General features: G+C 55.9%; 13 protein-coding genes. 5 read left to right on the forward strand and 8 right to left on the reverse strand.

The annotated features are described in order from the left end of the window. Positions 1-363 precede the first annotated feature (363 nt). Positions 364-4,737, forward strand: a complete 4,374-nt coding sequence (locus tag OGV80_RS19105; protein ID WP_286515515.1) for an autotransporter outer membrane beta-barrel domain-containing protein — start codon at positions 364-366, stop codon at positions 4,735-4,737. Between the two features lie 38 nt (positions 4,738-4,775). On the opposite strand, the gene entH is transcribed toward OGV80_RS19105, so the two are convergent. From entH to entC, 5 genes are read right to left on the reverse strand one after another with little or no spacing between them, the layout of a single operon-like run. Further along, positions 4,776-5,189 (reverse strand): proofreading thioesterase EntH, encoded by a 414-nt coding sequence (gene entH, locus OGV80_RS19110; RefSeq protein WP_029139447.1) that lies wholly within the window; start codon positions 5,187-5,189, stop codon positions 4,776-4,778. Between the two features lie 2 nt (positions 5,190-5,191). Then, positions 5,192-5,947, reverse strand: coding sequence for a 2,3-dihydro-2,3-dihydroxybenzoate dehydrogenase EntA (gene entA / locus OGV80_RS19115; protein ID WP_286515517.1), 756 nt, complete (start codon positions 5,945-5,947; stop codon positions 5,192-5,194). Next, positions 5,947-6,804 carry an isochorismatase gene (locus OGV80_RS19120; RefSeq protein ID WP_043015539.1) on the reverse strand — a complete coding sequence of 286 codons (858 nt, stop codon included), beginning with the start codon at positions 6,802-6,804 and terminating at the stop codon, positions 5,947-5,949. The genes entA and OGV80_RS19120 overlap by 1 nt, the downstream gene beginning before the upstream one ends. Positions 6,805-6,817: 13 nt before the next feature. Beyond that, positions 6,818-8,428, reverse strand: a complete 1,611-nt coding sequence (gene entE, locus OGV80_RS19125; RefSeq protein WP_286515521.1) for a (2,3-dihydroxybenzoyl)adenylate synthase EntE — start codon at positions 8,426-8,428, stop codon at positions 6,818-6,820. A gap of 33 nt (positions 8,429-8,461) precedes the next feature. Beyond that, the gene (gene entC / locus OGV80_RS19130; protein ID WP_087051585.1) at positions 8,462-9,637 is read right to left on the reverse strand and encodes an isochorismate synthase EntC; all 1,176 of its coding nucleotides are present in this window, start codon (positions 9,635-9,637) and stop codon (positions 8,462-8,464) included. A gap of 187 nt (positions 9,638-9,824) precedes the next feature. On the opposite strand from entC, the gene fepB reads away from it, so the two are divergent. Beyond that, entirely contained in the window at positions 9,825-10,781 is a 957-nt protein-coding gene (gene fepB, locus OGV80_RS19135) for a Fe2+-enterobactin ABC transporter substrate-binding protein (protein WP_286515523.1), read from the forward strand. A gap of 53 nt (positions 10,782-10,834) precedes the next feature. On the opposite strand, the gene entS is transcribed toward fepB, so the two are convergent. Then, complete coding sequence (entS, locus tag OGV80_RS19140; RefSeq protein ID WP_043015535.1) at positions 10,835-12,073, reverse strand: enterobactin transporter EntS; 1,239 nt, start codon at positions 12,071-12,073, stop codon at positions 10,835-10,837. Between the two features lie 109 nt (positions 12,074-12,182). On the opposite strand from entS, the gene fepD reads away from it, so the two are divergent. From fepD to fepC, 3 genes are read left to right on the forward strand one after another with little or no spacing between them, the layout of a single operon-like run. Continuing rightward, positions 12,183-13,190 carry a Fe(3+)-siderophore ABC transporter permease gene (gene fepD, locus OGV80_RS19145; protein WP_043015534.1) on the forward strand — a complete coding sequence of 336 codons (1,008 nt, stop codon included), beginning with the start codon at positions 12,183-12,185 and terminating at the stop codon, positions 13,188-13,190. Next, on the forward strand, positions 13,187-14,179 hold the full coding sequence (gene fepG / locus OGV80_RS19150; RefSeq protein WP_167373436.1) for an iron-enterobactin ABC transporter permease: 993 nt from the start codon (positions 13,187-13,189) through the stop codon (positions 14,177-14,179). Before fepD ends, fepG begins: the two co-directional genes overlap by 4 nt. Next, entirely contained in the window at positions 14,176-14,979 is an 804-nt protein-coding gene (gene fepC / locus OGV80_RS19155; protein ID WP_075145017.1) for an iron-enterobactin ABC transporter ATP-binding protein, read from the forward strand. The genes fepG and fepC overlap by 4 nt, the downstream gene beginning before the upstream one ends. A gap of 33 nt (positions 14,980-15,012) precedes the next feature. On the opposite strand, the gene entF is transcribed toward fepC, so the two are convergent. Both entF and OGV80_RS19165 read right to left on the reverse strand, forming a co-directional pair. Next, entirely contained in the window at positions 15,013-18,903 is a 3,891-nt protein-coding gene (gene entF, locus OGV80_RS19160; protein ID WP_286515525.1) for an enterobactin non-ribosomal peptide synthetase EntF, read from the reverse strand. Next, positions 18,900-19,118 (reverse strand): MbtH family protein, encoded by a 219-nt coding sequence (locus OGV80_RS19165; protein WP_047412796.1) that lies wholly within the window; start codon positions 19,116-19,118, stop codon positions 18,900-18,902. The genes entF and OGV80_RS19165 overlap by 4 nt, the downstream gene beginning before the upstream one ends. Between the last annotated feature and the right edge of the window lie 17 nt (positions 19,119-19,135).

The raw sequence follows: 19,135 nt of genomic DNA on the forward strand, positions 1-19,135 counted from the left end.
ACTATCAACGCAGAGACAACTGAAAAAATTGCGCGCTATGTGCCAACCCCTCAATGTTTTGTCCACATCTCCTCCCGGCATGATGCAGAGCGTGTCACTTAATATTTTTATTATTAATAAGGATATTAATTAACAATATTAACCTGAATTTCTCAACTTATACGATTATGCACTCATGGATTCAGACTATCCTGATTTTGTATGCAGTTAGTGCTTTATTTCATTTTAATCACCGATTTCAAAATAAAGAATATACCCGCACCACCAGTTTTAATGACAAAATCACTCACATAAAAAATAAAATTAATCCAGCAGAATTTTCAGCGCCAGGTTGTTCAGGATGGCCATATAAGGATATAAATTATGAATAAATGCTATCGCATCGTCTGGAATATCGCGAGAAATATGTTTGTGGTGACGTCAGAACTCTCGCAGGGCGATCATCGGGTCCGCGCAACCGTCGCGGGCCTGGTGTTATCGGTGGTTGGATTAACGGCAAACTGCGTTCATGCCAGCGACTACGGTCCGCTTAGCGGTGAAACCATCAGTTTAAATGATGGCGATACAGTGACGTCTGTTGATGGCACCACGGGTATCGAAAGCCTGTCCTCAGGGGGGCAAGGCGTACAGATTAATGGTAAAGCCACCATTAACGTTACCGGGGATAGTGGTTCTGTTGGGGTAAAGCTTGATAACAGCGCCAGTAATAATTTAGGTAACGGTACACAGATTAACGTTACGGACACAGGAACGGCGAAAACAGCATCAACCACAGGTCTTTATATTAACAACACCAGTCCAGGTACAAATATAAACGCCGAGAATATATCAATTAATACCATTAGTAAAAAAGATGCTTACGGAATTAACGTTCATACAGAAAACGCCACGCTGAATTTCGGCAACAAGAGTAAAATTGTCACCGAATCCCAAAATGGTAATGCGACGGGCGTCTATTTCTATGACGACAATAATACGTTAACCATGAATGCTGGATTAATCCAGGTTAACACCGAAGCAACCGGTAAGGCTGTCGGTATCGACACATACTGGGCAAATGGTACCACGCTCAATTTTGGGGATGACAGCCGCATAGAATTAACCAGCGGCACAGCCGGCGGCAGCGCGCTCTATCTTGGAAAAAACACCCAGGTTAACGCGAACGGGCTGAACATTGATTTCACCGTATCAGAGGCAGGAACAGGCACCACGATTTATGGTATCCAGGAGGGGCAATACAGCCAAGTTAATCTGGGCAAGAACAGCGCAATTACGCTCTCAATGCCTGGAGGTACGGCATATGGACTCGTTTCTGGTTCACAAAGTTATTTTACGGCAGATAGCCTTGATATCACCCTTTCCACAACCTCTACCGAGCGCGCAAACGGTACGGGCGCGGACATCAGCGGCAACGTGGATTTTGGCAATGATTCCACCATTACCTTGCACGGTTTCTACGAAGGATACGGGATGGTTGTTGATGATTATTCAGCAACCAGCAAAGATGATGCCATTGGGACAGTAAAGGCCAACAATCTCACCATTGACGTCACCGGCCAGAAGACGGAAGGGCTTCGAATAGAAGGCGGCGTGGTTGATTTAGGGTCAGACAGCGCCATTAGCGCAAACGGGACTGCATCCACAATTTACCTGACCGGCCGAGGATACAGTGAATTCAATGCCAAAAATCTGACCGTCACGACCGCGCAGTCCACCGCCCTTACACTAATGAGCAGCATGCATGCCGCCGTCGCCAACATTGGCGAAGGCAGTACTATTGATGGAAGAAATTCCACAGGTCACACGACCAACGGTATTGTGGCCAACACCCCTTACAGCGCCCCGACAACCATAAATTTCAACGGTTCCGCAGAACGGCGAAACACTATCTACGCGGTGAACGGCTATGGCGCATCAGCCCAATACAGCGGCGCGACGATCAATATATCCAATACGGATATCATCATGAGCGGTAACGATCCTTACGGTCTTTGGGCCATCGGCAATGGGGATTTTACCCATGCAGGCATCATCAATGGTGAGAACCTGACTATTGATATGACCGGCGCTAACGGCAGTGGTTACGGCGTGATAGTGCAAGAAGGCGGTATCGTGAATCTGACGGGCGATACCACCATTATCGCCGACGGCGGCGTTGCCATCTGGAATCCGAAAGTTTCTTCGGGCGGGAATGTTCTACCTGGCGGGACGGTAAATGGCTCAGGGAAAATGACCATAACCGGCGACATCGTTAACAGCGGCTGGGGATATATCAACCTCAATATGGACGCGGATTCTTATTTCGCCGGGGCAACCTCGGTTAATGAAAGCTTCAACGACCAGGGTATTGATTCAATCCTCAACCTTAACCTTGCCGACCAGAGCCTGTGGCGGGTTACCGATGATTCCACGCTCACGACGCTGACTAACGCAGGAACCCTTGAGCTGGTGGCAGACCACGCAGCCGGAACTTACAGCACCGTGCATGCTGACGCGGTCACGCTGAAAGAAAGCAGTATTCTCAGCGTCGATTTAAGCGCCGCGGCGCTGGCCAGTCGGTCCGCTAACCCGCTAATTACCGGCGGACAGGTTAATCCCGGCGGCGATCTACACATCAGCAATTCGGGTAATGCGCTGGATCTCAACGCGCTGACCTCAGACAATCAACTGGCAGACATCGACACGGTTACGCTAATTGATGCCGACTCCGCAATCGTGAGCGATTTCGCTTCGATCTCAACCGATCCGGATACCCTACCCGACTATATCGCGATTTCTGGTCAGGTTAACGCCCTTGATAATACCCAATATGAATTGGGCGTGGGGCTCAGTTGGTACGCCGGAGACTCCGCCGCGGTCTCTACGCCTGCACACGGTACGTTTACCCTTGACGCGGGCCAGACATTTACCGTCAATGGGTTGCTGGCAGATACCTCACCCAACGCCACCAATGGATGGGACGGTAAAAGTCTGACCAAAAAAGGAGACGGCACGCTCACCCTTACCGCAAAGAATACCTGGAGCGGAGTCACAGACATTCAGCAGGGAGCGCTGTGGTTGACTGAATCGGGCGCTATCGGCGCTGAAGGCAGCAAGCAGAGCGTCAATGTCAAAGCCGGAGCCACCCTCGGCGGCAACGGGGTAATCAACGGCGCGGTGAATAACCTCGGCCTGCTAAGTTTTGGCGATAGCACAACGCCAGACAGCCAGTTTATCGTTAATGGCAATGTGACCAACCAGGGCGTAATCCGCAGCAGTGGTTCGACTCCCGGGAATGCGTTAATCATCAACGGCGACTACACGGGCAACGGCGGTCAGCTCTCACTTAACGCCAGTTTAGGCGATGATAATTCACCAACCGACCAGCTCATTGTCTCGGGTAATGTTAACGGCAGCACCACGCTCTACATCAATAATGTGGATGGCGTGGGTGCATATACCGATCAAGGTATCGAGATTGTTGACGTCGGTGGGGTGTCATCAGATAACGCGTTTTCTCTTGGCAATCAGATTCAAATCGGCCTGTATGAGTATCGTCTGTATGAAGATAACGAAAGCTGGTATTTGCGTTCCAAAGCAGAAACACCCGACGACCCGGATGATGACGTCACTCCGATCGATCCTGACGACAGCGACGTGACACCGGTTGATCCTGATGACGGCGACAGCGACGTCACACCGGTTGACCCTGATGACGGCGGCAGCGACGTCACACCGGTCGATCCTGATGACGGCGGCAGCGACGTCACACCGGTTGATCCTGATGACGGCGGTAGCGACGTTACCCCGTCAAATCCACAATATCGCGCCGATATAGGCGCTTATCTGGGCAACCAGTGGCTGGTGCGTAGCCTGCAGATGCAAACGCTGTTCGATCGTGAAGGGAGCCAGTACCGCTCGGCCGAAGGAAGCGTCTGGGCGCGAATGAAAGGCGGAAAAACGAACACATCGGCTGTAAACGGCAATATCGACATGGACAGCGATTACACCCAGTTTCAGCTTGGCAGCGACATTGCAACCTGGCGCGATGATCAGCAAAGCATCACGTTTGGCCTGATGGCCAGTTACCTTGACGGCAGTACCGACAGCACCGGAAATCGTGGCGCGGATGGCAGTCAGTTTACAGCCACAGGCGATATCGACGGTTACAATCTTGGCGCGTATGCCACCTGGTTCTCTGATGCCCGGCAACATCGCGGCTGGTATGTTGATACGTGGTATCAGTATGGCTTCTACAATAACAGCGTCGAGAATGGCAATGCCGGTTCAACGCATTACGACTCCCTGGCTCACGCGATTTCGCTGGAAAGCGGTTATCGCTACGACATGAATATGAGCAGCGCTAACACAGTAAGCCTGACGCCACAGGCGCAGGTTATCTGGCAACGCTACGAGGCAGATAGCGTTGAGACAAATGGTACACGCATAGACGGGCAAAATGGCGATAGCTGGACCACACGTCTTGGTCTGCGAATTGATAGCCAGCTTTCATTCGTCGATGCAACCGTCCGGCCATTCGCAGAGATTAACTGGCTACACTCCACCGACGATCTGGCCGTATCATTTGATAACGCAACGGTAAAACAGGATCTTCCTGCCGATCGCAGCGAGCTAAAAGTGGGAATTCAGGCGAATCTCAATAGCCAGTGGAACGTCAGCGTCCAGGCGGCAGGTCAGAAAGGTAATAACGACTACCGCGATCTCAACGGGAGTTTTAATCTGCGCTATAGCTGGTAACTGGTGTCACGAAGCGCGTCTAAACGACGCGCTTATCTTCACCCCATCACTGCAGTGCCTAAACGACAGGTGCAACAGCGTCGTCCCTGTTCATCAAAGATAACGATTTCCCAGCTTTGACTCTGACGCCCGAGGTGCAGCGGCTGGCAGACACCGCGCACTTTCCCCTGCGCAACCGCCCGATGATGGGTAGCGTTCAGTTCCGTCCCCACCACGCACTGCCCGTCGCGCGTCATCAGATAACCCGCCATCGAACCCAGTGTTTCCGCCAGAGCCGCCGACGCGCCGCCGTGCAGCAGGCCAAACGGCTGATGCGTGCGGCTATCCACCGGCATTTCGGCTTCCAGCACATCATCCCCCAGTCGGGTATAAACCATGCCAAGATGCGCCACCATCGTGTTCTGACTGGTAGCATTCAGTTCATCCAGCGTTAAATGACGTTTCCAGATCATGGTCATGCCCCCAGCGTAGAGCCGCCGTCCACCACGATATCCTGCAGCGTAATGTGGCTGGCAAGGTCAGAGGCGAGAAATAAAATGGTGTTGGTGATTTCCTGCGGCCGGGCGATTTTCCCCAGCGGAATACCAAGCTTGAACTGCTCGCCAAACCCACGAATGCGCTGTTGCTCCGCGTCATCACTGACCCACAACGTACGCTGCATGTCAGTGTCGGTCGAGCCTGGTGAAACCACATTACAACGCACACCGCTACCCGCCAGCTCAAGTCCGACGGTCAGCGCCAGGCTTTTCAACGCGGCTTTTGACGCGCCGTAGGCGCTCATGCCGATACGCGGTGTGTGCGCAGCATCCGACGCGACGGTCACGATCGCCCCGCCCTGCTGGCGACGAAACTGCGCCATCGTCTGCTGAAACAGATTGAACGCCCCGCCAACGTTTACCGCAAACGTCTGCTGCCACTCCTCAGCGCTCAGCGCATCGGTAGCCCCCATACGCAAAATACCTGCGGCATTGACCAACACATCCAGCCGCTCGCACGCTTTAAGGACGCGCTGGCACACCTCAGCCACCTGCCCGGCATCGGCCACATCCAGCACTTCGGTCGCAAACGGGTAGTTATCCTGAGGAAATTCACGATCGAAGCCAGTCACCTGCGCACCTGCTTTCACAAATGCCAGTGCCGTAGTGTAACCAATGCCTTTTCCCGCGCCGGTGACCCAGACGGTTTTCCCTGCAAAATCAAATCCGGCCATTACTTCACCTCGCGGGAGAGCAGCGTCCACCAGGCGTCAATGGTCGGATTTTTCGCCAACATCACGAAATCAATGTCGCCATGAACTTTACGCCAGCGCGCCGCCAACGCCATCATGCGCACAGAATCCAGCCCGTAGTCGATCAGGTTTTCATCATCCATCGGCTCTTCAGACTCGTCCAGCAGCGGCAGAATAACGCTGCGCAACGCATCCTTAGTGGCCGGGACCGGGGTCGGTAATAATTCCTGAGTCATCACTACGCGCCCGGAACGCCCTGCCACGTATTTCAGCGACATCAGGTGCTCGTCACGGCTAAAGTCCGCCAGCGCATCGGCAACCATAAACGGCTTGATATCACGCATAAAGGCGTCCGTTGCGGTGGTCATACAGCCGATATGCGCATACACCCCGGTAATGATCAGTTGATTACGACCGGTTTCCTTGAGCATCTGTTCCAGCGGGGAGCGATGAAATGCGCTGTAACGCCATTTCACCAGAATGGTATCCGCTTCATCCGGGGCCAGCGCCTCAACAATCTTTTGCTGTTCCGGTGAACGCGTCAGACCCGGTCCCCACATATCATTGAGCAGAGCGCGGTCTTCATCACTCTGTTCTTTCGGCTGAGCGGTGTAATACACCGGAATGTTATGCTCTTTACAGTACTGACGCAGTGCGGCGATGTTAGCGACAACCTGCTCCATCATCGGGCAGTTATCACCCCAAAAGCCGATAAAATAATCCTGCATGTCGTGGATCAGCAGCGCGGCGCGTTCAGGGTCAAACGCCCAGTCGACCTTGTTCACCGGAACATCAAGCGCCGTGGGTAGCGCATAAGCCTGCAGTTTAGGAATTGCCATCTCTTTTTCTCCTTCAGGCCAGTGAACGTGCTGCCAGCCACTGACGTAATTGTTTTTTATCCACTTTCCCAACCGGGGTCAGCGGTAATGACTCAACGCATTCAACGCGGTCAGGTAATTTGAATTCCGCCACGCCCTGTTCACGTAGAAAACGACGCACCAGCACCGCGCGCAGCGGCTCTTTTACCACCAGCCAGGCACAGCTTTTCTCGCCCATCAGTTCGTCATCCATACTGACCAACGCGGCATGGATCACCGATGGATGGCGCAGCAGCAGGTTTTCAATCTCTTCAGCAGCGATCTTCTCCCCACCACGGTTGATCTGATCCTTCTCGCGTCCCTGAACGGTGATATAACCATCCGGATCGATAGCGATCAGATCGCCGGAACAATAAAAACCGTTGGCGTCAAAGGCGCTGGCATTGTGCTCTGGACTTTTGAAGTAGCCGCGGAAGGTGTAAGGGCCACGCGTCATCAGGCGTCCGGTTTCACCCTGGGCTAATGGGTTGCCGTCAGCGTCCGCCACCCAAACTTCATCATCGGGACACATTGGGCGACCCTGGGTATTGATGATGCGCTCCGGGCTATCATCCAGACGGGTGTAGTTCACCAGCCCTTCCGCCATGCCGAAGACCTGCTGCAGCTGGCAGCCAATCTCTGCAGGAATACGCGCCGCAAGCGTGGCGGAAAGACGTGCCCCACCAACCTGCAACAGCGTCAGCGAAGCCAATTGCGCATTGCTGCCCCATTCCGCAATAGCCTGCAACCACAGGCTCACCGCAGGCGGTACCAGCGCCGTGACGTTAACCTGATGCCGTTCTATTAGCGGGAAACAGAGGGTTGCGCTCGGGTCATCCGCCAGCACCACGGTGCCGCCGGCCAGGAATACGCCCAGCGCGCCAGGCGAACTCATGGCATAGTTATGCGCCGCCGGGATCGCGCACAGATAACGCGTTTCCCCGGTGAAGCGGCAAATCTCATTGCTGCGACGCACACTGTAGTAGTAATCGTTATGGGTACGAGGTATTAGCTTTGGCGTCCCGGTCGTCCCGCCGGAAAGCTGGAAGTACGCCACCTCATCAGCGGGCGACGGCGTGGCGGTAAAATCAGTCGCAGGTTGGCTTATCGCCGTTTGTAGATTGTGTTCACCTTCATCATTACGCAGTTGCACCACGCGCACTGAATTGTGTTCAGCCACAAAAGCGTTTAGAAAATCGTCCCCGCTAAACAGCGCATGCTGGCGATCGGCAATCAGCAGCGCCGGTTCAATCTGTTTGGCATAGGCGTTTAGTTCGTTACGCTGATGGCTGAATAACGCCAGCACCGGGGCTACGCCCAGCTTGAGCAGCGCAAAGAAGGTGATATACAGCTCAGCCACATTGCCCAGTTGTACCAGCGCGGTTTCACCGGGTTTGATCCCCTGACGGCGCAGGCTGCAGGCGAGATTGTCAGCGGCCTGATTTAGCTGGCGATAGCTCAGATGGCGTTCACCATCAATTACCGCCGTATGATCGCTTTCTGCGTGACGGGTCAGAATGTCGGTCAGCGGCAAATCCTGCCAGTAACCTTTTTCACGATAGCGGCGGGCAAACTCCTCCGGCCAGCGGGTGAAAGGAATACTCATTATCGCTCCTCAGAAGCCTGGTCAATAAGGCTCTTAATGCAGTCCAAAAACATTCAACATCGTGGAGAGCTTGGCCCCCGTTTCACGCCATTCCGCAACCGGAGAAGAGGCAGGAACAATCCCGGCGCCAGCAAAGAAACGAACCTGATTACGCAGCAGCTTCGCGCAGCGGATCGTCACCACCCATTCACCGTTACCTTCGGCATCGCACCAGCCAACAATGCCGCCGAACAGTTCGCGATCGAACGGCTCCAGCTCGGCGATAATGTTGCGTGCAACCTGATGTGGGAAACCGCTCAGCGCAGGCGTCGGATGCAGCAGACACGCCAGCGTCAGGGCGTTTTCCTGCGCGTTGGCTTTACCTTCAAACGGTGTGCCAAGGTGCCAGAGCGTTGGCGTGGTAACCAGTTGCGGTGAAGAAGGCAATTGCAGTTCACGACTGCGATCGCGCAGTACGGTTTTCATCGCCTGCGTCACCAGTTCGTGCTCATGGCGATCCTTCTCGGAGGCCAGCAGGCGGATCCCCGCCTCTCGGTCCAGCACATCATCTGGCTGACGACGTGCCGAGCCTGCCAGCGGCAGTGAGCTAAAACGATCGCCTTCTTTGCGCAACAGCAGTTCCGGGCTGGCGCCAATCAATACGCCGCCGTCTTCCAGAGGCACATGGAAATTGTAGCTGGCCGGATTTTGCGCCACCAGGCGCTCCAGCAGCGCGCCACTGTCAATGCTGGCATCGGTGGTGATATCGATCAGGCGTGACAACACCACTTTGTCGACTTCCGGGGTTGCCGTCAGCGCAGCCGCCCGGCTGACCATATCTTCAAAGAAATCCTGTTCCGGGATCGATTGACGTTCAACAACGTTCAGCGACTGATGCGCGTTAAAGTAACGTGATGACTGCTGCTTCGCCGTTCGGGAGAACGTCTGCCACGAGCGGGGAATAAACAGCGATGACGGCTGGCGGGTATCAAAAGGAATCGCCCCTACCATGATGGGGTTCGCGATACCCTGCGATTTGGCATCCGCAAACAGTGCATGCATTTTTTGTTGGAATGGGCTGTCTGGCGAATCGCCATCAATTGCCGGTTCCGCGTAGCGGGCGAAGCATCCTGACGTCGTAAAACTACGATACGGCGACATAAAGAAAAAACTGTCGGGAGCGAGCGTCGGCATAGTCTGCGTTTTTTCCTCGGCCAGTGACGTATCCATATCATCCTCCAAAAATGATAAAGACTCTAATAATGATTATCATTTATATTTTCGGTCGCTAACCTAAAAGCAAAGCGCCGGTATGTCAACTCTTGTGGTAGCACAATGTGCGACTTTGGCTTGCATCCTTGCCCGCTAACAATGAAAATGAGAAGCATTACTTATACTGATAACAGGATGCTGATACGTGAGTCTCCCCTCTTTTTGTCGCACCGTGCTCTTACTGGCTGGTTTATCTATTTCAGGAATTTCTTCAGGTCATGCCGCCGACTGGCCGCGTCAGGTTACCGACAGTCGCGGCACGCATACGCTGGAGCATAAGCCACAGCGAATTGTCTCCACCAGCGTCACCCTCACCGGCTCGCTGCTGGCGATTGATGCTCCGGTCATCGCCAGCGGTGCCACTACGCCGAACAACCGCATCGGCGATGCACAGGGCTTTTTACGCCAGTGGAGCGAAGTGGCAAAGGCGCGCAAACTGAGCCGTTTGTACATCGGGGAACCGAGCGCTGAGGCCGTAGCGGCACAAATGCCGGATCTGATTCTGATAAGCGCCACTGGGGGCGATTCAGCCCTCGCGCTTTACGATCAGCTGTCCACCATTGCGCCAACGCTCATCATTAATTACGACGATAAAAGCTGGCAGTCGCTGCTGACCCAGTTAGGTGAAATTACCGGTCAGGAACAACAGGCGGCATCCCGTATTGCCGAGTTTGATAAGCAACTGCAGGCGGTTAAGCAACGTATCACCCTGCCGCCGCAACCGGTCAGCGCGCTGGTGTATACCGCCGCGGCGCACAGCGCCAACCTGTGGACCCCTGAGTCGGCGCAGGGCAAACTGATGGAGCAATTAGGTTTCACTCTGGCCCCGTTGCCTGCCGATTTGCACACCAGCCAGAGTCAGGGCAAACGCCACGATATCATCCAGCTTGGCGGTGAGAACCTGGCGGCTGGCCTGAACGGCGAAGCGCTGTTCCTGTTTGCTGGCGACAGCAAAGATGTCGATGCCATTTATGCCAATCCGCTTCTGGCGCATCTGCCAGCCGTGCAGAATAAACGTGTTTATGCTCTGGGTACGGAAACCTTCCGTCTCGACTACTACAGCGCGACGTTGCTGCTGCAGCGTCTGTCGGCTCTGTTTTAATCGCCCGCGCCGGATACGGCTAATGCCTTATCCGGCCTCCCCTGGGCATAACGTTAGCTGGCATTCACGGGCATTTGTCGGAATCGGCGCACTTCACCCAACAGCAGCAGCAGTAGCAGACCGATAATCACCAGCCCAAAGCCACTCACGCTTGCCGAAGCGACCGGCGTCATTATCGCGCCCAGACCACCTAACAGCGCCGCGCCAATCGCATCGCCGGTAACGTTCTGCGCCGTCCACAAACCGTTAATTCGCCCAAGCATTGCTTCCGGCGTCTGCGTCTGTAACAGGGTGTATTGCAACAAAGAGCTGACCGCACTCAACCAGCCGAACAGCGCCAGGCAGACAACCCCAAGCTGCCAGACCGGCATCAAGCCAAACAGACCAATTGCCAGGAACGACGCTACGGTTGATGCCAGCATGATCAGTCCCGGACGAACGCTGTGCGCCAACTGTCCGCTGGTCAATGCCCCCACTGCCGCGCCAAGAGGAATGGCGGCATACAGCAGACCAATTTGCGCGCTCGACATGTGCCAGTTAATTGCCAACGCCGGATACAGCACGCGCACGGCGCTCGCCATAGTCAGCAGACCGCCGAGCAGCGCAATGCCGCCAATTAACGGGCTGGCAAGCAGAAAGCGAAATGCTGCCAGCAGCGATTTCAGCGGATGCTCACGCGGCTGTGGCGGAGGCGGCAACGCGGGAAGACTCAACAACGGCAGCAAGGTAATGAAAGTACCCGCCGCCGCCAGCCCGTAGTTCCAGGCCACGCCGCCGGTCGCGAGCAGCACCCCGCCAAGCATCGGCGAAATTACCGAACCCAGGCGTACCGTCAGCATGGTAATTGCCCCGGCCTGCATCAAATTCTCGCGCCCGACCAGCGCCGGCGTTGCCGCCAGCAAAGCGGTTACGCCCAACGAGGCAAAGAAACCGTCCCATAAGCCAAGCAGATAAATGGCCAGTAACGATGGTTCGGGCAGCAGCGCATTCAGACATAGACCAATAAAGCCGACGCCGCAGGTTCCACGCGCCAGCAGGATCACTTTTTTACGCTCATAGCGATCGGCCAGCACCCCGCCCACCATCAGGCCAATAAACATTGCGCTGCCGGTCAGCGTCACCGATAAACCTACCTGCCAGGTCGACTGAGTCATCATCTGGATCTGTACCGGAACCGCCACGCCGAGTAGCCCCAGAGAGACAATGGAAATAAAACGGGCGAGGAAGACGGCGCGAAATGCAGGGTGGGTCTTTAACAGGCTGAGATTGAGCAGCCAGGATTGTCGATTCATTACAGAGCCTTACCAGGTACTTTTTCAATATCCATTCGATGGCTGCACATGCTAACATATCCAAATAAGATCGATAACGATAATTACTATCATTATCAGGGAAGTTGATATGTCATGCTCTGTTTCCGCGACACGCGCCTTCGCCGTGCCCGGACTATTGTTATTACTTGTTCTCACCACGGTATTAAGTCTGGTTATTGGCGCCAAGTCGCTACCTGCCTCCGTGGTGCTGGATGCGCTCACCGGCAGTTGTCAAAGCGCTGATTGCACCATCGTGCTGGACGCGCGCCTGCCGCGCACGCTGGCGGGGCTGCTCGCGGGTGGCGCGCTTGGCCTGGCTGGCGCATTAATGCAAACGCTCACGCGTAACCCTCTCGCCGATCCCGGTATTCTGGGCGTCAACTCTGGCGCCAGCTTCGCTATTGTGCTGGGAGCCGCGCTGTTCGGCTTTTCCTCTGCGCAAGAGCAACTGCTGATGGCCTTTTGCGGGGCGCTGGCCGCATCACTGATCGTTGCATTTACCGGTAGCCAGGGCGGCGGACAGTTAAGCCCGGTACGTCTGACGCTGGCGGGCGTAGCGCTGGGCGCGGTGCTGGAAGGATTATCTACCGGCATCGCCCTGCTCAATCCGGACGTCTACGACCAGTTGCGTTTCTGGCAGGCCGGTTCACTGGATATCCGTAGCCTGCAAACGCTAAAGGTTGTTCTGGTACCGGTACTGATTGCTGCGGCTGTCGCGTTATTCCTCAGCCGGGCACTGAATAGTCTGAGCCTTGGCAGCGACACCGCTACCGCGCTTGGCAGTAAAGTCGCTCGCACGCAGTTTATTGGCCTGCTGGTGATTACCGTATTGTGCGGCAGTGCAACCGCGATTGTCGGCCCTATCGCTTTTATTGGCCTGATGATGCCGCATATGGCGCGCTGGTTGGTGGGGGCTGATCACCGCTGGTCACTGCCCGTAACCCTGCTGGCAACCCCTTCTCTGTTACTGATTGCCGATATCATCGGTCGTCTGATTGTCCCCGGTGAGCTGCGCGTTTCGGTGGTCAGCGCCTTCATCGGCGCGCCGGTGCTTATCTTTCTGGTACGGCGGAAACCGCGTGGAGGTGGCGCATGATGCACCTCCCTCGCCGCCTGATAATCAGCAGCCTGCTGCTGGTTGTAGGATGTCTCGCCGTTGGCTTGTGGAGCCTGCGTAGCGGCGTCGTTACGCTGGAAACCCAGCAAATTATTGCTGCCCTGCTCGGCGATGCGCCGCGTAGCATTACACTGGTGGTGACCGAATGGCGTTTACCACGCGTGCTCATGGCGCTATTGATTGGCGCGGCACTCGGCGTGAGCGGCGCAATATTTCAGTCGCTGATGCGCAACCCGCTGGGTAGCCCGGATGTGATGGGTTTCAATACCGGGGCCTGGAGCGGTGTGCTGGTGGCAATGGTACTGTTCGGACAGCATCTTACCGCTATCGCGCTGGCAGCCATGCTGGGTGGGGTCCTGACCTCTCTGATAGTCTGGGCGCTCGCCTGGCGCAATGGTATCGACACCTTCCGGCTGATTATTATTGGTATCGGCATACGCGCTATGCTGGTCGCGTTCAACACCTGGCTATTGCTGAAAGCATCATTAGAAACCGCGCTGACGGCCGGGCTGTGGAACGCCGGTTCGCTCAATGGCCTGACCTGGGCCAAGACCTGGCCTTCTGCCCCACTGATTATCATCATGCTGGTGTGCGCCACGCTGCTGGTACGCCGGATGCGTTTGCTGGAAATGGGTGATGACAGCGCCTGCGCGCTTGGCGTCAGTGTAGAACGCTCACGTCTGATGATGATGCTGGTAGCGGTTGTACTGACCGCTTCCGCCACCGCGCTGGCAGGTCCAATCTCGTTTATTGCCCTTGTCGCCCCGCATATCGCGCGGCGGATTAGCGGCACATCGCGCTGGGGATTAACCCTGTCGGCGTTGTGCGGCGCGTTGCTGCTGCTGATGGCTGATTTATGCGCCCAACAGCTCTTTATGCCTTATCAGCTTCCGGTGGGCGTTGTCACCGTAAGCCTCGGCGGTATTTATCTTATCGTCTTGTTAATTCAGGAGTCCCGCAAAAAATGATCGAATCAGTAGCCCGTTTGCGTGGCGACCAGTTAACGCTGGGTTATGGCAAGTTTACCGTGGCGGAAAACCTCAATGTGTCGATTCCCGACGGTCACTTCACCGCAATCATCGGGCCAAACGGCTGCGGGAAATCAACGCTACTGCGCACGCTGAGTCGTTTGATGACGCCCGCGCATGGCAAGGTCTGGCTCGACGGCGAGCATATTCAGCACTATGCCAGCAAAGAGGTTGCCCGCAGAATAGGTTTGCTGGCGCAAAACGCCACCACGCCGGGTGATATTACGGTACAGGAACTGGTTGCCCGCGGGCGCTACCCGCACCAGCCATTGTTTACCCGCTGGCGCAATGAAGATGAAATCGCGGTATCTAACGCAATGCAGGCGACGGGTATCACACATCTTGCATCACAAAGTGTGGATACCCTTTCCGGTGGACAACGCCAGCGCGCATGGATTGCGATGGTGCTGGCGCAGGAAACGTCGATTATGCTGCTTGATGAACCCACCACCTGGCTGGATATCAGCCATCAGATCGATTTGCTGGAGCTGCTGAGTGAGCTCAATCGGGAGAAAGGTTATACGCTGGCCGCCGTTCTGCACGACCTCAATCAGGCCTGTCGCTATGCGACGCATCTGATTGCGCTGCGTGACGGAAAAATTATTGCCGAGGGTGCGCCAAAGGAGATAGTCACCGCGCAGCTTATTGAAAAAATCTACGGTCTGCGCTGTATGATTATCGACGATCCGGTTGCCGGAACGCCGTTAGTGGTGCCATTAGGACGTACGGCGAACAGGTAAACACCGCCACCTCCGCAGAGGTGGCGAGACCATTTACTGAATGTCTTTGAGCAGGTCACACATGACTGGCCCAATCTTCTCAAACGCCTCAGGGGTTATGATATCAACGTGCGCGCAGTCCTGACGATAGACATCCAGACTGGATATCCACGGCGACCAGCTGCGCTCCGGACTGACTCCCGGCACTAAGGTACGCTCAGCGACGAACAGCGTGGCGTGACCAGCAAACGGCACGCTGTGTGCCGTGGTGAGCAGGCGAACCGCATCGGCGTAGTTACCTTCGATTGCGTTAAATAAGGTCTCTGACGCATTACCCTGCTGCGCAGCCAGAAACGCTTCACGCTCGCGCGCGATCTCCGCCAGTACCGCTGGATCTAACCCATTGGCCTCTTTATCCTGCCAGTTTTGCGTTTCCGGCGGCCAGGTATCGAGCAGTCCCAGGAATGCAACTGTCTCTCCTCTGGCATGTAAGCGCGCGGCAATCCCCTGCGCCAGCGTGCCTCCCAGCGAGTAACCTAATAAATAGTAGGGACCATGAGGCTGCTGGCTGAGCAGCGTTGCCAAATGATGTTCACATACCGCATCAAGGTTCTCCGCCGTTTGCATAGGGCCATCCGGCCGTGGAGACTGAATGCCGGTAATCGACCATTGCGGGCTGAGGTAGCGCGACAGCACGCTAAACTGCCAGGCAAAACCCGACGCCGGATGGAAGCAAAACAGCGTTGGCCCGTGACTTTGGCGCAGCGGCAGCAGCGTCTCAAATCCCAGACGCTGCGACTGCTCATCATCATTGCTCTCCAGCAGTGCGCTCAGTTGTTCAACGGTAGAAGCCACCATTATCTGCCCAGGCGTCACCTGACGCTCAAAAGCCCGGCTCAACTGCGCTGCCAGCTTCATCGCCAGCAACGAATGACCACCAAGCGCAAAGAAGTCCGCCTCCACGTCATTCACCTCGCAACTCAGCAAAGCCGCAAAAGACTGTGCGATGGTAGTTTCAGTCCCTGTACGCGGCGCGCGCCCGGAAGTACGCGACGTCAACTGCGGCATCGGCAGCGCTTTACGATCCAGTTTACCGTTCGCGCTAAGCGGTAGCTCCGCCAGTTGCAACAATACCGTTGGCACCATATGCGCAGGCAGTTTTTCACGCAGACTGTCCCGCAATGCGGACGTATCCAGCGGTAACCCCGATTGCGACACCAGATACCCCACCAGTTGACGCGCATCGCCGCCTGTCGCCGCCGCCTGGTTGAATACGCAGGCATGGGCAACGGCATGCTCGACATCAGGCAACTGCTGCATCACCCGATCAATCTCACCAAGCTCAATGCGTTGTCCGCGAATTTTAAGCTGGTCATCGCTGCGCCCAAGGTATTCCACCGCGCCATTTTCCAGCCAGCGCGCCACATCCCCGGTACGGTACATGCGTTCGCCGGCGTTAAACGGATCGGCGATAAAGCGGCTTGCGGTCAGATCCGCTCGCCCCAGGTATCCTTGCGCCAGTTGGATCCCCGTCAGATACAGGTCACCCGCCACGCCGAAAGGCACCGGGCGCATCATGGCATCCAGGATGCGTAAACCTGTATTCCATACCGGATAACCAATCGGCACGCTGTTGCCGGTTACGGCGGCAAGTTCATCCCCACAGGCCGGATACCAGCTCACATCGACCGCCGCTTCCGTTGGCCCGTATAAATTGTGCAGTGGCGCACGAGTCAACTGCTCCCACTCGCGACATAAATCTGCAGGCAAGGCTTCACCGCTGCAGAATACCCGTTTCAGCGAGGCGCAACTCTCCCGCGCGGTTTCCGGCGTCAGTGAAGCGACAAAAGCGGCCAGCATCGAAGGAACGAAGTGCGTGGTCGTCACCCCGTATTGGGCAAAGAATTGCTGCATCGCCAGCGGATCGCGGTGCGCCTCAGGTTCCGCCATTACCAGTTTTGCCCCGGCAATAAACGGCCAGAAAAACTCCCATACCGAGACGTCAAAACTGCATGGCGTTTTTTGCGCCACCACATCATCTGCGGCCAGCGGGTAGTGATTTTGCATCCACAGCAAACGGTTAACGATGGCGGTTTGCCCAACCATTACCCCTTTTGGTCTGCCGGTAGAACCGGAAGTAAAAATGATATAGGCCGTATGATTGGGTTGAGATAGCGCCAGCGGAGCTGCATCTTCTGCTGGCAGCGGCGCGTTGTAGCACAGACTTTCCAGCGCCGGAATATCGCTAAAGCGCGCCAGTTGCTCTTCGGTCGCGATCAGCAATTTCGGTTTTGCGTCTTCGAGCATCATCCTCAGGCGATCGTCCGGGTATCCGGTATCCAATGGCAGCCAGGCGGCTCCCGCCTCAACAATGCCGTGCAATGCCAGCGTCAGGAACACGGAACGCGGTAATGCCACGGCTACGCTGTCGCCAGGGCGGACGCCACGCTCGCGCAGAAGCTGCGCCAGCGCCACGACCTGCTGGCGCATTTCGCGATAGCTAAACTGATAACGGGCATCGGCCAGCGCCGGGGCATCCGGCGTTTTATCAGCCTGCTGCGCCACCAGCGCGCTCAGCGTAGTGGACGGGATCTCCACGGTGGTGTCGTTAATCTTCGCCAGCCGCTCATGTTCTGTTGGCAACAGCATCCCGGCGTCGCCGCAGCATAGCGCCGGATTGTCGGCAAACTGCTCGATAAGCCCGATTAAACGTGATGCATGCTGCGCCAGCGTCTCGGCTTCATAACGTTGTTTATTGGCCAGGATTTCAATACTCAGACCGCCGTTTTCATCCGGGAACAGCGCCAGCTCAAGATCGTTCACCGGCCCCGTCGCCAGCGTATGAGTTCGCGCCTGCACGCCGGGAATATTGAGCTGATAGTCGAATATTTTCACGTTCAGCACCGGGCCAAACAGAGGTTCAGCACCGGCTGCGCGCCCGCTGTCGCGAACAATTTGCTCGGCATCATAACGCTGATGTCGGCGCATTTTCTTTAACTGTCCGGCCAGTCGTTGTGCAAGCGCAGGCAAGCTTTCTGCCGCATCCAGTTGCACACCAAATGGCAAAACGTTTAAAACGGGTCCGCTGGACGTCAGCGCCGCCGATCCCATGCGCCGCATAAAGATAAACCCGGCTGCATAATCCATTCGGCTGCACAAACGTCCCAGCCACAACGCCACCAGCGCGAGGGCCAGATCCGCACGCTGAACGTCAGGCATACGTGCCGCAAGCCGGCGAAACTCCCCTTCAGGCGCGGTTAACTTCAGACGAATGATATCCGCGCTGGCTGACCGCCCCGGCAGTGGTTTATCAGATAGCGATGCCGGAGGTGGGAGTTGCTTTCGTTGCTCGCTCCAGAAGGCGCCGTCGCGTTGCCAGGCATCACTCTGACGATACTGTTGATACTCTTCCACCACCTCAGCAAATGGCGTAAAAGGTGATTCTGGCGTGGACTCGCCATGCAGCCATGCACGGTAAATCGCGGCTATCTGGCGGGTAATGGCCGGGAAACTGAAGCCATCAACCAGCAGATGATGGTAACGCTGATACCAATACCAGCGCTTGTCTCCCACCTGAATGAGCAGGTGAAAAACCAGCGGTTTGCTGCTATCAGCACGTATGTCCTGCTGCAGGTCTGCCTGCATCAACGCTCGTGCCGCCTCATGGGGATTGGATTTTTCACGCAAGTCAATAACGTCGGGTTGCGCAAAGGCGAGCGCAGGGTCTACCCATTGCCAGACCTCGCCGTTATCTTCGCTAAACCGCATCCGTAGGGTATCTGCCTGCTCCAGACCCGCCACAACCGCTTTTGCCAGTAACGGCGCGTCCAGTTCGCCGGTTAATTCTACGTAGTGCGCCACGCTCCATGCCGAGGGCAATGTGGAGAGTTTTTCCGCCATCCAGATCCCCGGCTGAGCCGCGACTAATGGTAAACGCTGAGTCATGGAGCCTCCTGCACATCGACGTAATTTGCTGGCGTCAGCGTGGTCCAGTTTGCATCCAGCCATTGCTGGCAGGCTTCCTGGGATTGGGGTTCGCACGCGACCGTCCAACCAGCAGGAAGTGAGCATTGTCGCGGCCAAAGGCTAAACTGACGTTGGGGATTTTGCAGAATGTAAAACTGGCCCTGCGGATTATCGAAGGGGTTACTGAATTCCATACTCAACTCCTGTCGTG

Source organism: Citrobacter sp. Ce119 (assembly GCF_030334525.1).
GTDB lineage: Bacteria > Pseudomonadota > Gammaproteobacteria > Enterobacterales > Enterobacteriaceae > Citrobacter > Citrobacter europaeus.